General features: G+C 56.8%; 11 protein-coding genes. 2 read left to right on the top strand and 9 right to left on the bottom strand.

The features are described 5' to 3' along the window. Positions 1-12 precede the first annotated feature (12 nt). The 7 genes from EF096_RS07200 to EF096_RS07230 all read right to left on the bottom strand — a co-directional run bounded on the left by EF096_RS07200 (position 13) and on the right by EF096_RS07230 (position 7,998). Entirely contained in the window at positions 13-1,134 is a 1,122-nt protein-coding gene (locus tag EF096_RS07200) for a WD40/YVTN/BNR-like repeat-containing protein (RefSeq protein ID WP_123888956.1), read from the bottom strand. Positions 1,135-1,405: 271 nt separating this feature from the next. Beyond that, positions 1,406-4,063: an aminopeptidase N gene (gene pepN / locus EF096_RS07205; protein ID WP_123888957.1), complete on the bottom strand. Its 2,658-nt coding sequence runs from the start codon at positions 4,061-4,063 to the stop codon at positions 1,406-1,408. Positions 4,064-4,142: 79 nt separating this feature from the next. Continuing rightward, positions 4,143-4,985 carry a DUF2797 domain-containing protein gene (locus EF096_RS07210; protein ID WP_372237864.1) on the bottom strand — a complete coding sequence of 281 codons (843 nt, stop codon included), beginning with the start codon at positions 4,983-4,985 and terminating at the stop codon, positions 4,143-4,145. Further along, entirely contained in the window at positions 4,985-5,251 is a 267-nt protein-coding gene (locus tag EF096_RS07215; RefSeq protein WP_123888958.1) for a YeaC family protein, read from the bottom strand. Before EF096_RS07215 ends, EF096_RS07210 begins: the two co-directional genes overlap by 1 nt. Positions 5,252-5,296: 45 nt before the next feature. After that, positions 5,297-6,136, bottom strand: coding sequence for a rhomboid family intramembrane serine protease (locus tag EF096_RS07220; protein WP_123888959.1), 840 nt, complete (start codon positions 6,134-6,136; stop codon positions 5,297-5,299). A 7-nt stretch (positions 6,137-6,143) separates the two neighbouring features. Continuing rightward, positions 6,144-7,112, bottom strand: coding sequence for a metallophosphoesterase (locus tag EF096_RS07225; protein WP_123888960.1), 969 nt, complete (start codon positions 7,110-7,112; stop codon positions 6,144-6,146). A gap of 1 nt (position 7,113) precedes the next feature. Continuing rightward, positions 7,114-7,998: an NAD(+) kinase gene (locus EF096_RS07230; protein ID WP_123888961.1), complete on the bottom strand. Its 885-nt coding sequence runs from the start codon at positions 7,996-7,998 to the stop codon at positions 7,114-7,116. Positions 7,999-8,211: 213 nt separating this feature from the next. On the opposite strand from EF096_RS07230, the gene EF096_RS07235 reads away from it, so the two are divergent. Then, positions 8,212-9,144: a DUF1853 family protein gene (locus EF096_RS07235; RefSeq protein WP_123888962.1), complete on the top strand. Its 933-nt coding sequence runs from the start codon at positions 8,212-8,214 to the stop codon at positions 9,142-9,144. Here the strand turns inward: EF096_RS07235 and EF096_RS07240 are convergent, their stop codons facing one another. Together EF096_RS07240 and EF096_RS07245 are read right to left on the bottom strand one after the other, a co-directional pair. After that, on the bottom strand, positions 9,145-9,999 hold the full coding sequence (locus EF096_RS07240) for a hypothetical protein (protein ID WP_123888963.1): 855 nt from the start codon (positions 9,997-9,999) through the stop codon (positions 9,145-9,147). Between the two features lie 267 nt (positions 10,000-10,266). Further along, a complete protein-coding gene (locus tag EF096_RS07245; RefSeq protein ID WP_123888964.1) occupies positions 10,267-12,303 on the bottom strand; it encodes an NADPH-dependent 2,4-dienoyl-CoA reductase in 2,037 nt (678 codons plus the stop codon). A gap of 179 nt (positions 12,304-12,482) precedes the next feature. Here EF096_RS07245 and EF096_RS07250 point away from each other — a divergent pair, with 179 nt between their 5' ends. Beyond that, positions 12,483-13,520 (top strand): AraC family transcriptional regulator, encoded by a 1,038-nt coding sequence (locus EF096_RS07250; RefSeq protein ID WP_123888965.1) that lies wholly within the window; start codon positions 12,483-12,485, stop codon positions 13,518-13,520. Positions 13,521-13,595: the final 75 nt, after the last annotated feature.

Here is a 13,595-nt window from a genome sequence, read left to right on the forward strand (position 1 = left end):
TTGTAGTTATTATTAGTTGACTTTGAGACCGTTAGCCGCGGCAGTAGAAACGCCGTGCTGGCCTACAAGCAAGATCTGACCGTTTTCCAGCACCTTGGCAGACGCCAGGGCGATTCGATCAGGACGGGTGGAGACACTGAAGGTTTTACCGTCATCATGGCTGATAACCACCACACCACCAGCCCCTACCACGGCCAACTCACCGCTCTCGGAAACACTCCCACCCAGCAGAGTTGCGCCCAGCGTATTGTTGTTTTGAGTCTTGAGTACCACTTGATCCCAGCTGTCACCAAAGTCGGCTGAGCGGAACATGTTGCCACGCAGACCCCATACCAAAACGACATTGTTCTGATTGGTACCGGAAACACCAAACCATGAGCCGTCATAGGGGCTATCGGTCAAGGTTTCCCAGGTATCACCATAATCGGCAGAGCGGTACATGGTGCCCATCTCGCCAGCGAGAAACAGGCCGGCACCTTTAACTTCAGCGATCGAGTTGTAATGGAAGCCATCGGGGTTATCCACCACATCGCTTACGTCTTCCCAGTTCTCGCCACCGTCATCGGTGCGCAGGAAGATGCCATAGGCACCCACGGCGAAACCGGTTTGGGCATCACGAAACCAGACGTCCATCAGCGGCCGCTCAAGCAGACTGGGGCCGTCAGGATCAACTGGCACGTCCAGCTCGGGATCACGATACTGCATTGCCCAAGTCGCACCACCATCAGCGGTATGCAGGATCAACGAGTCATGTCCTACTGCCCAGCCGCTCTTGTCGTCGACAAAGAAGACCGCAGTCAACAGCTGACGCACCGGCACAGCGGCCTGTTTCCAGCTGCCACCCTGATCATCGGAATAAACGATGTGTCCACGGCTACCCACCGCTACCAGACGCTCACCGGCCTTGGCCGCATCGAGCAGCAGGTCGGAAGCAGACAGTTCAGACTCAACCGCGGGCTTAATATCTTCAGCAGCTTCGGCCAGGCTAACGCCGGGCGCGGCAAAGCTCGCTACGGCAACAGACAATGCCAGCGTCGAGAATACTGAACGAAAAGGAAAATTTTGCTTGCTGGTCGGTTGAAGCGAGTTCGCCCGGACCATGAATGGAGCGCGCCAATTGACAGGCTTACGCATACACCACCCCTCTTTGTTTTTATATAGGTGCACTGCTCCGCAAGGGAACGATGAACAGATCTCGCCATGCTTGGAGAGCTGAGAGACAGTGTCATATTCAGCTATCGCTCCAGCGGACAAGGCATATTAGAGGCCTACGACGGACTGCACAAATACCTCTTGGTAATTTTTTATTAAAATATTGTCCTTGCGCATACGAAGTAACTCATTTATCGGAGCTTAACTCAAGCCCCCCGGCTCTATCCGGGGGGCATTCTGCCAGTAGTGGCGCTCAGGCGAGTGACTTGCTCACGACTTCATAGACATCAGGCGACAGCTGCTCGGTCGCCAGGACGCGGGCCAATTCCTGCTGCATGAGCTGCTGACGATCTTCGGCGAACTTGCGCCAGCGGCTCAGCGGCGTCACCAGACGCGCCGCAATCTGCGGGTTGAGGCGGTCCAGCTCGATGATGCGGTCAGCCAGGAAGCGATAACCGGCACCGTCAGCTTGGTGGAAGTTAACCAGGTTCTGATTCGCAAAGGCGCCAATCACCGCGCGAACCTTGTTAGGGTTACGCAGGGTAAAGAGCGGATGCTGCATTAGCTCTTCTACCCGCGCCAAACCGCCGGACAAGGTGCTACCGGCCTGAATACTGAACCACTGATCCATCACCAGCGGATAGGCAGCCCAACGTTCGGCAAAGGTGTCCAATGCCGCCTTGCGCTGCTCATCAAAAGGCGAGTTGACCAGCGCGACCAGCGCCGCCTGACGGTCAGTCATGTTGTTGGCTTCAACGAACTGCCGCACGCAAACGTGCATAATTGCCGGATCTTCGGTCAGCATCAGATAGCCAAGCAGCGTATTTTTCAGGCTGCGCGCCGCCATGGAAGCAGCGTCAGCACTGTACGTCTCGGCAGTAGGCAGCGCGTCGAAACGCTGCTGAATTTCGCTCTTCAGTGCGCGCGCCAGCTCAGCACGCAGCCACTCGCGAGCAAAGTGAATCGCCTCAACGTGCGCTGTCTCTGCTAGCTCTACCAAGTATGCTTCTGATGGCAAGCGAATAATCTCTGCCACCATCGCAGCATCCAGCGAGGTATCGGCCAATACCGTGCGATAGACCTCAGCCAGACGCTGATCAAGGTGCAGCGGACGACCCGTGCGATGAATCTCTACCAGCCCCTGCAACACATCAACCGCCAGGCCCTGAGCAGCCTCCCAGCGATTGAAACCATCTGGATCGTGCTTGGCCAGGAAGACACGATCATCCCGACTGTAGGGATAGCTCAACTTAACAGGCGCGGAAAAGCCGCGTAGCAGCGACGGCAACGGCTGCTGATCAATATTACTGAACACAAATTCCTGTTCCGCCTCGGTAATCGACAGCACGGTCTCGTAACCCCGCGACTGGCTTTCGCCCGCTAGCTGCAGCGCCATCTCCTGCCCTTGCGTATTGAGCAGCGCCATCCGGACCGGAATCACCTGCGGCAACTTCTCACTCTGACCCGGCGTCGCCGGGCAGTGCTGGCGGAAGCTCAGACGATATTCACGCTTGGTTGCATCGTAGTGGCTAGCCGCCTCCAGGCGTGGTGTGCCCGCCTGACTGTACCAACGTTTAAACTGGCTGAAATCAGCACCGTTAGCGTCTTCCAGGGCTTTGACAAAGTCATCGCAGGTCACGGCCTGACCATCATGGCGCTCAAAGTACAGATCGGTGCCCTTGCGGAAACCTTCTGCCCCCAAGAGCGTGTGCAGCATGCGCACCACTTCAGCGCCCTTCTCATACACCGTCAAGGTGTAAAAGTTGGAGATTTCAATAAAGGAGTCAGGGCGAACCGGATGAGCCATAGGGCCCGCGTCTTCGGCAAACTGATTGGCGCGCAAGAAGGTGACATCTTCAATGCGTTTGACGGTGTGTGAGTTCATGTCGCCGGAGAACTCGGAATCACGGAATACGGTAAAGCCTTCTTTCAGCGATAGCTGAAACCAGTCGCGGCAGGTAACCCGGTTGCCCGACCAGTTATGGAAATACTCGTGCGCGACCACCGCTTCTACCCGCTGAAAGGCCAAATCGGTCGCGGTATCCTGCTGCGCCAGCACACAGCTTGAATTGAAGACGTTCAAGCCCTTGTTTTCCATGGCGCCCATGTTGAAATCGTTGACTGCCACGATCATGAAGATATCCAGGTCGTATTCCCGGCCATAGGTCTCTTCATCCCAGCGCATGGAGCGCTTGAGGCTATCCATGGCATGATCGCACTGCTCGCGATTTTCCGCTTCAACGTAAATACGCAGATCGATTTCGCGGCCGCTCATGGTGACAAAACTGTCCTGTAGCAAGCAGAGATCACCCGCCACCAGCGCAAACAGATAGGCCGGTTTGGGGAAGGGGTCTTCCCAACTAACCCAGTGGCGACCGTTTTCATGATCACCGGAGGAGGCTATCGGGTTGCCGTTGGACAACAGCACTGGATAGCGCTCACGCTCGGCAATCACCGTCGTGGTAAAGCGGCTCATCACATCCGGACGGTCGAGGTAGTAGGTAATCTTGCGGAAGCCTTCCGCCTCGCATTGGGTGCAAAACATGGTGCCAGACTTGTACAGCCCCTCCAGCGCCGTGTTGTTCTGCGGCTCAATGCGCGTGGTGATAGCCAATTCAAAGCTGGCGGCGCCAGGCTGCAGCGTCAGGCTGTCATCATCAATCTGATAATCCGCTGCACTGAGGACTTTGTCATCCAGCTCGACCTTGATCAGCTCAAGCAACTGGCCATCCAGCACTAGCGGCGGCTGTTTATCGGTGCTTGTCTTGTCCGCATTCAGACGCATACTCAGGCGGCTATGCACCAGCGCATGATCCTCAAACAGATCGAAGGTCAGGTGGGTCTCATCGATCCAGTAATCGGGCTGCTGATAATCCTTGAGATAAATAGTCTTGGGTTGTTCGGTACGCATGCAGTGCCCCTTTCCGGCGTTAGCCGGCAAGTGAGGAGATGTCCGCTGCTTATCCAGCAGCGGGCTTTGAATAGCGCTATCAGCTGATGCTGAATGCCAGCTGATAGGCGGTGTATTTACGAATATTGATCACCGCTGTGTCGAGCAGCAGGTATTGGCCCTTGATGCCCATAAGTGTGCCTTCAAGCAACGGGACCTTATCGAGATTGGCTGACTGCGGCTTGGCAACGTACTGCTCAACCGGATAACGAATCTGCAGCGGCTCGACTCCGGTGATGGGCTGAATGGCCTGCAAGCCAAATTGCGCCTGCAGGGCTGCAATACCCTCGCCCGCCAGCGCCAGCAATCGATCGCGCTCGGCGATCATATCCAACTGTTCCGGCTCACCGCGCAGCAAGGCACGCCAATTGGTTTTGTCTGCCACATGCTGACGCAGCAGATCTTCAACCAGACCTGACTGCTGACGTGTAGCCACACGCAGAATCGGCAGCGCCTGACTGGCACCCTGATCGATCCAGCGGGTAGGAATCTGCGTCGCCCGGGTAATGCCCACCTTAAGGCCGGATGAGTTAGCCAGATAGACCACATGATCAGTCATGCAGAACTGTTCACCCCAGGCCGGCTCGCGGCAGGTGCCAAGATGATAATGGCATTTTTCCGGACTCATGATGCATGAGTCACATTGCGCCAGCTTGGTGAAGCAGGGGTAACAGTAGCCCTGATTAAAGCTCTTCTTGGTTTTTCTGCCGCAATGTACGCAGTTGATAACGCCCAGGGCCTGCAGACTTACCTGCTTGCCAATAGCGGCGTTCAGCGCAACGCGTTCCTCGCCAATCGGCAACTGATATTGTACCGGGCTGGCGGCATCCGACAGCTCACCCAGCATCTTGCGCACACTGCCCTGCATGTCTGCGAGCAACATCAGTGCAGCGTTTCCGAACCGGTAGAAAAGAGGATGTTAGGCACCTCTTTCTCAGCCGATTTACACGCTTGCGGGCCCATGTAACCCGTACGCTCCTCTTCCGGCAGGTTATCCTGCTCCCAGGCAATCATCGCCTGCAGCGATAACTCTTTCTGCTCTCGCGTCAGCTTACGGCCATCAGGCCATTTACCGATCTCGACAGCAAGCTTGAGCGCTTGGTATACATCCGGGGTGATGTTACGCAACATATCGATGAAAGAGGTCATCAGGACTCCGGCTAAGCATGGAAAATAGTGGGGTATTGTAACGCGTCACAGGCGGCGCTGCAGCGCCCCGGCAATACTACCGAACAGACAGCCGACCAGCAGCCCGCTGACATGGGCAGCATTGGCGATGGCACCAAACCCCAGCAAACTGACCAGGCCGGACATACAGAGCGCGAGCCACGCCAACATCATGATAACCACGCCCTTGGGCAGCGCGAAATGCGCATTCGGCGCAATCAACTGATACAGCCAGCAATAACCCAGCAGACCATAGAGCACGCCTGACAAGCCGCCGAACAAGCCACTGGTGCCACTCCACCACCATTGTGCGGTATTGGAAATGACACCAATGAGCAGCGTCAGCCCGAGCAGCCATAAGCCACCTGAGCGCATTTCAATACGGCGGCCCAACTCCCAGTACCAGAGCGCGTTAAACGCCAGATGCATGAAACCAAAATGAATAAAGATCGGCGTAACCAGGCGCCACCACTGCGCCATATCAGGCTGCGGTGCAAGATAGCCACTGGCTTCCAGCGGCGTATAGGTCAGCAGCACCACGTTATCCAGATTACTGCCCAGGCCGGTCAAGGCGGCCACCACGGCAGTCACCAGCAACACCAGCAAGGTGACTGGAATCAATCGATAGGATTGACGCCAATAGGCGCTCGTCGGGGTTTCGACAATGCCTCGGTCAGGCTCACGGGTCATGTCACTCAAGTCGCGCTGATGCAGCGAGCGAACAATATCGGCGGTCTGCTCATCCACTACCCAAAGCACCTGCATGCCGTTCTCTTCTGCCACGCGATGCACGACGCCGCGGCTACGTAAAAAGCGTATCAGCGGGCGCAGATCTTCTTCCAGCGGACAACTCAAAGCTCGTTGCATGAATTCCTCAGGCGTATTGGGGGACATCGACCCAGACAAAATGATCCGGGTTCAAGCGTCGCTCACCATCCCAGCGGTAGGCAACCAGCTTGCCGTATTTTACGGCGCTGTAATCCAGGCAGGCCAGGTTGGGCCTGATGGGCTGTGGAGCACCCTGCTGCCAATAGTGACCGACAAACAAAATCGGGTCTTCCGGGCGATAGATCTGCAGCGCCGTCTTCTGCTCCTCGGATAACTCAAGCGCAGCCACCTCTTCGGGCAGCGCATCGGGCTGAAACACTACATCACCATAGGTGCGCGGCGACTCCTCCCAGTATTTGGTGCGAAAGGAAGCGCGGGTAAAGCCATCCTTGCCGGTCATGCTAATGCCGTCGGGCAGGCGCATATCGGTGCCCCGCAGCAAGCGATCCAGCGTCTGCGACTCAAAACTGCCCCACTGCCCCGCCGCCAGCAGAAAGTCGCGGTCGATGCAGCCGTCCGGATGTTGCGCGCGAAAGGGTTGGATCAAGCGATCATCCCAGCAGGCATGCACCAGGCGTATTTCATGACAATCAAGAAACAGCGGAAGTTCATAAAACCAGTCGAGAAACGCCTGCCATTCGTCTGGCCAATCGGCGAACTGATCCAGGGTATCGCCAATCAAGCGGTGATGACGCTCATTGTGCTCACGCATAAAAGCGCGACCGCTATCGGCCGGTGCAGGCGTTGCCCAACACAGCGCATTGAACTCATGATTACCCATAATGCAGCGAGCACTGCCCGCCTCCACCATATCGCGCACCAGGTGCAGCGCCTCGCGGATACGCGGACCACGGTCAATGATATCGCCCAGAAACAACGCCTGACGGTTAGCGTGCTGCCACACACCGGCTTTTTTTCGATAGCCCATCTGGTCCAGCAGCCGCTCGACCGTTAGCGCGCAGCCATGCACATCACCGATGATGTCGTATCCACGTTCACTCTCCAGGACACTCATCTCACTGCTCCGTCAGTCGGCTAGACCATCCCAGCTTGCTGCGACAGATGGCGTAGAAGTTATGATCGAGCGGGTGCAGCAATCGCAGTTTCTGCGGCTTCTTGCGGATAGTGATGCTGTCGCCAGGCGCGCAGGAGATATGTACCTGACCATCGCAGCTGACCTGCGGGTAAATACCGTTCTGTTTGGAAATAATGATTTTCAGCTCGCTATTACCATCCACCACTATCGGCCGACTGGAAAGCGTATGCGGGAACATGGGCACCAGCACCACGGCATCGAGCTTGGGATGCATGATGGGGCCGCCGGCGGATAATGAGTACGCGGTTGAACCCGTCGGCGTCGCGACAATTAGTCCATCCGACTTCTGGCTGTAGACAAACTGGCCATCAACATAGAGCTCAAACTCGATCATGCGTGCCGACTTGCCCGGGTGCAGCACCACATCGTTCAGCGCTTCACTGGTGCCCAGCTGCTCCTCGCCGCGGCGCACAAAGGCATCCATCAAAAAGCGCGTTTCGACCATATACTTGCCCGCCAGCACCTCGCCAACCCGGTGCTCCAGCTCGTCTGGTGGAATATCCGTTAGAAAGCCGAGGCCACCACGGTTCACGCCCAGCACCGGAATATTGTACCGACAGAGCGCGCGGGCAGCGCCCAATAAACTGCCGTCGCCGCCGACTACAATGACCAGGTCGCAGATTTCCCCCATCATCTTGCGTGAGCAGACCTGTTGTTGATGACCGGGAAACAGATCAGCCACCGCGTCTTCGAGAATCACGGTATGCCCATTGTCCAGCAGAAAGCGTTTCAGACGCTTGAGGGTATCCACCACACGGCCACTGCCGAGTCGCCCGATTAGCCCGATATTGCGGAACTGGTCCATACCACCTCGATATATGTTCGCTTGTGAGATATCCGGACATGAAGGACACTGGCCGGACAACAACGCTCGCCCAGCAAGTCGTTGACGATTATCTGCGTTGCCCATACTGCGCTAAAAACGGCATCGCTGCTGCGTTCAGGCTTTGCCCGGCCAGCTGGTATTACGATTATTCCGCAGCCGGCCACGTGCTGGCAAATCAGGACCCGATTATTGATGTTGCCGGATTTCACCCATCACATAGTGCGCGACCTGGCTTGGGCCGCCTTCACTGCCCCGCTCATGGATGGCAGCACACTGCCGCTACGCGATCCACTGCAAGATTCACTCTGGCGCAAAGACCCTGGGCGGCTAGTGTACCTACTACAGCAACTGGATGCAGAGCCAGGGCAGCTGGCCGCGCTATTTCCCCATTCCCGTGACCGTCGGCTGGGCAACTATTATGAACGCCTTTGGCATGCACTGCTGACGCTGGCTCCGGACGTTCATATTGTGGCCCACAACATCGCACTGCGCGACGCGGGCCGAACACTAGGCGAGCTGGACCTGATACTACAGGCCGCCAACGGGGAACTGGTGCATCTGGAATTAGCGATCAAATTCTATATGGCCCGGCCAGAGCTGCAACCGGTCAGTGCCGATCGTTCGTGCAGCGATGGGGCATTATGGTGGGGACCAGACCCGAGCGATCAGTTGGCGCGCAAGCTAGCGCGTTTGACCCAACATCAACTGCCTCTTGCCAAACGGCTGGCAGCACAGCAACCCACTCACTACCCTGCCGAGCTGCCGCTTCCCGACTACTCCGCAGCCTGGCTTCAAGGTTATCTGTTTCAATCTGCGGCGCAGCAGATGCCACCTGCCTGCGGTCAGACTATACGCAGCGGAGCACAGCTATGGTGTCATCGTGGTCAGGTGGAAACACTACTGGATGCGCAGAGCCGCTGGATCGCGCTGCCGCACAAGGAGTGGCTGATGCCGCCATCGATCGCGACCACCAGCGCGGTGCTGGAGCCACGCCAGATGCGGCACATCTTCGCCGAGGCTAGAGCGCAGCAAGCGGTGATGTTCGCTCGGGTAGATGAAACTGACTGGTATCAGCCGCTGTATGCAGATCGACTGATCTGCGTGGCGGATGATTGGCCGGCGTAATCAGTCAATATCGGTAGAGGTACGACTCTGCAGTTTGCCCAGGTCGCGCTTGAGCGCAACGTTGAGCTTCTGTTGCTGTGCCAGCTCCTGCTTGATATCCAGCAACTCGCCCTGCACGATTTCCAGATGATCTGCGTGCGTGCCCTTGAGCTCAGCGAGCGCTTGGTCCTTCTCCAGCGTCAACGCCTTCAAGCGGTTATTCAACAGCTCAATCTGGCGCTGGTATTCACGCACTTCCAGCGCGTGCCGCTCCATGATGTCATCAAGATCTTCACTGTGCTGTGCAGTCGACTCGATCGGTAACAGCGTGGTGTTGTCCGGATCAATGATAACGCCGCTGCCGTACCAGGTATCTTCCGCCGCCATCTGCAGACGCTCGGGAGATAAAATACCAATAGCTTCTTCATCATCACCCAAAATACCCAGGGTATTACGGGTGACCGCATCCTTGACCAAAGCGAGGTCGTTGGTGCCCGCGCGCTGACCCGGCTTCCAGAGCAGTGGCCGGTAGTTCGGCTGTTTGTTGTAACCAAGGCAGACCAGGCGGATCGGCCCACCGCCCATATCGGGACCACGATCAGCTTTCTCTGCCAGTTGTCGCAATGGCATATTCCACAAGCGGTTTACGTAGCCGTCCAGATCGAAATCGAGGGTGAAAAATACCGCCGCACGAACCTGCAGCCGCGAGTTGATCTGCACGAATACAGCCTCAACCGTTTCATCTTCGAATTCAGGTGACGCTACGAGGCCATCCAGCAGTGCTTCGAACTCGGGAAACAACATCTCTTTGCAGATGCCACGTTCCGAAAAGAACATCACCGCCTCTGTGAGCACTGACTTTGCTGGTTTGCTCATCATCTGTCTCCTTGCCGTGCTCAATACTTTGCGCCTTTTTTAAAGCAAATGCATCCAACCTACCGGGTAAGGCAGCAAGTGTATGAAAAAGGTTCAAAACGGTATGTGATGCAATTGGCAAGCAGCCAAACATCCGTTGGCAGTATAGACAGGAAAGGCCGGAAAGCATGCGCTACGCTGCGTAGCGCATATATGGAGCGCTCCGCGGCGGCAAACTAACCGCCGGCGGAGCGGGAGCAACCCATCAACTCCTGACGATCACAGCGCTTAAAGCGCGGCCGCCAAACGCGAGCCCTGATCAATGGCTCGCTTCGCATCAAGCTCAGCCGCCACATCGGCGCCGCCAATCAGATGCACGGGTTTGCCCTGAGCCTCAAGGCCCGCTTGCAACTCGCGTAGCGGATCCTGACCAGCACAGATAATAATGGTATCGACCGGCAGCACCTTGGGCTCACCAGCTTCACCAATGGTGATATGCAGCCCAGCATCGTCGATCTTCAGATACTGCACCGAATTGAGCATTTGCACCTGCTTGGCCTTCAGCCCTGCGCGATGGATCCAGCCGGTGGTCTTGCCCAGCCCGTTGCCGACCTTGGTGCTCTTGCGCTGCAACAGAAACACCTCGCGCGCGGGCGCATGCGGCTGCGCATCAATACCAGCAATACCGCCGCGAGCCTGCATGGTGGGATCAATCCCCCACTCTTTCCAGAACAGATCAACATCCTGACTCGGGCTGACGCCCTGGTGCGTAACGAATTCGGAGACATCAAAACCAATACCGCCTGCGCCAATAACCGCCACCTTCTGACCCACCGGCTTGCGCTGTTGAATCGCATCCAGATAGCTGATGACCTTGGGGTTATCAATACCGGGGATATCCGGGGTGCGCGGCTTGATGCCCGTGGCCAAAATCACCTCATCAAAGCCCGCCAGATCAGCCGCAGCGACGCGGCGCCCCAGCTGCAGATCGACGCCGGTCTTATCAATCATTTTGCCGAAATAACGCAGAGTCTCGTAGAACTCTTCCTTACCGGGAATCAGCTTGGCGATATTAAACTGACCGCCGATCTGATCGGCAGAATCGAACAGGGTTACCTGGTGTCCGCGCTCGGCGGCAACGGTGGCTGCCGCCAAACCCGCAGGGCCAGCGCCAACAACAGCGATGTTCTTTACCGTCGTAGTGGGAATGTAATTCAGCTCGGTCTCATGGCAGGCACGCGGGTTGACCAGACAGCTGGTGAGCTTGCCACCAAAGGTGTGATCCAGACAGGCCTGGTTACAGCCAATACAGGTGTTTATTTCGTCCGCCAGCCCTGCAGCCGCCTTATTGACGAAATCCGGGTCAGCCAGGAAGGGCCGCGCCATGGACACCATATCGGCATCACCTTCGGCCAGCACTTGCTCGGCAATTTCTGGGGTATTGATACGGTTGGTAGTGACTAGGGGAATGCTTACCTCGCCCTTGAGCTTGGCCGTCACCTTGGTAAAGGCCGCGCGCGGCACCTTGGTCGCGATGGTGGGAATCCGCGCCTCGTGCCAGCCGATACCGGTATTGATAATGGTTGCACCTGCCTTCTCGATAGCCTTGGCCAGCATGACCACCTCATCCCAGGTGCTGCCGCCCTCAATCAGATCCAGCATCGACAGGCGATAAATGATGATGAAGTCATCACCGGTCGCCTCGCGCACCCGACGCACGATCTCGACCGGCAAACGCATGCGATTTTCGTAACTGCCACCCCAGCGATCGGTCCGCTTGTTGACGTGACTGACTAGAAACTGGTTGATGAAGTAGCCTTCCGACCCCATGACTTCAACACCGTCGTAACCGGCCTGCTTGGCCAGCGCCGCGCAATTGGCGAAATCGGCAATCTGCTTCTCGATGCCCGCTTCGTCCAATTCCTTTGGGGTAAAAGGATTAATCGGCGCCTGGACTGCGCTGGCTGAAACCTGCTTGGGACCGTAAGCATAGCGGCCTGCGTGCAGAATCTGCATGCAGATCTTGCCGCCCGCTTCATGCACAGCAGCGGTCACGACCTTATGCTGCTCGGCTTCTTCCGCAGTATTCATTTTCGCTGCGCCCTGGGCTACCGAACCTTCTTCGTTCGGACCAATACCACCGGTTACGATCAAGCCAACGCCGCCCCTGGCGCGTTCAGCAAAATACGCGGCCATGCGGTTGAAGCCATTGGGGCGCTCTTCCAGCCCGGTATGCATCGACCCCATCAGGGTACGATTGCGCAGCGTGGTAAAGCCCAGATCCAGTGGGGCCAACAAATTCGGATACAGTGTAGGTGCAGTCATCGCTTTCTCCAGCATCTCATCAGGGTCGACTCTCGAGTACCTGCCCGGAGCCTGTTATGGACAAAACAATAGGCTCAGGACCAACAGCGCTCAATCACCCAAAGTGACACATTTATAACCCTGAATTACACTGTTCTCTTTCGCGCCTTCGGGCTCTTACCCCCCCTTGGGCTGCCATCATGAAACTAGGCGATATTTCGGTCAGCTATCTGCTCAGTCTGCGCGCAGCTATTACCCAACTGCAGCTCGACCCAACCCCGCTACTGGAGCGCTTTGGCATTACTGAAACGCTGTTGAGTGAACCGCACGCACGGATCAGCATCGCGCGCTTTATGCGCCTGGGTAACGCGGCCATACGCTATACGCAAAACCCGGCCATCGGCCTATTGATGGGAGCGCAAAGCCAGCTCAGTCATCAGGGTCTGGCTGGCATGACGGCACAGTGCGCACCCACGCTGGAGGACGCCTTCAACGTGATGGTCAAGTACGAACGACTTACCAGCCAAAACTACCGCGGCCATTCCAGCTTCTGCGCCCCGGCGCTGCGCTTCTATTCGATTGCGCCTTACAACATGTTCAACCTGTTCGTAGTTGACTCGGCCTTGGCATCACGCGCCCAGACCGCAAACCAGATGACAGGCGGCCAGGCAAAACTGCGTGAAGTACACATCGAATTCCCTGCTCCCACCTACGCCGCACGCTACGAGGCACTGTTTCAATGCCCGGTGCTGTTTTCGCAAGCACACAATCAGTTGCTGTGGGAGCCACGCAGCCTTGCACTGCAACCGGTACAAAGTGCGCCTGGTCATTATCAGCATCTGCTGACGCTGTGTGAGCAGCGATTACATGAACTGACAAGGCAACGTGGACTACGCGAGCGCGTTGAAAGCATCGTAGCGCCGCAGCTGCATCAGCGGCTGCCAGGCATCATGGAAGTTGCACAGCAACTGGGCCTGCCATCCTGGACACTGCGCCGCCGATTGCAGCAGGAAGATCACACCCGCTTCCAGGACATCATTGACGATATTCGCCGCGAGCTAGCAGTCAGCTATATACGAGATACGGAGTTGGCACTGGGCGAGATTACCTTCTTGCTGGGCTTCTCTTCACCGGAGGCATTTCAGCGCGCGTTCAAACGCTGGACAGGATCAGCGCCGGGCAGCTATCGGCGTGCACTACTTGGGGAGGGTAAAAGATCAGAAGGAGTCGAACGATAAAACCAGGTACTACAGGCAATCAAGGGAAAACGCATGAAGAGAATTACATCTCTTCAGCGTCTTCCACATCGTCTT

The sequence above is a fragment of the Pseudomonas neustonica genome (assembly GCF_003797945.1).
GTDB classification, from domain to species: Bacteria; Pseudomonadota; Gammaproteobacteria; order Pseudomonadales; family Pseudomonadaceae; genus Halopseudomonas; species Halopseudomonas neustonica.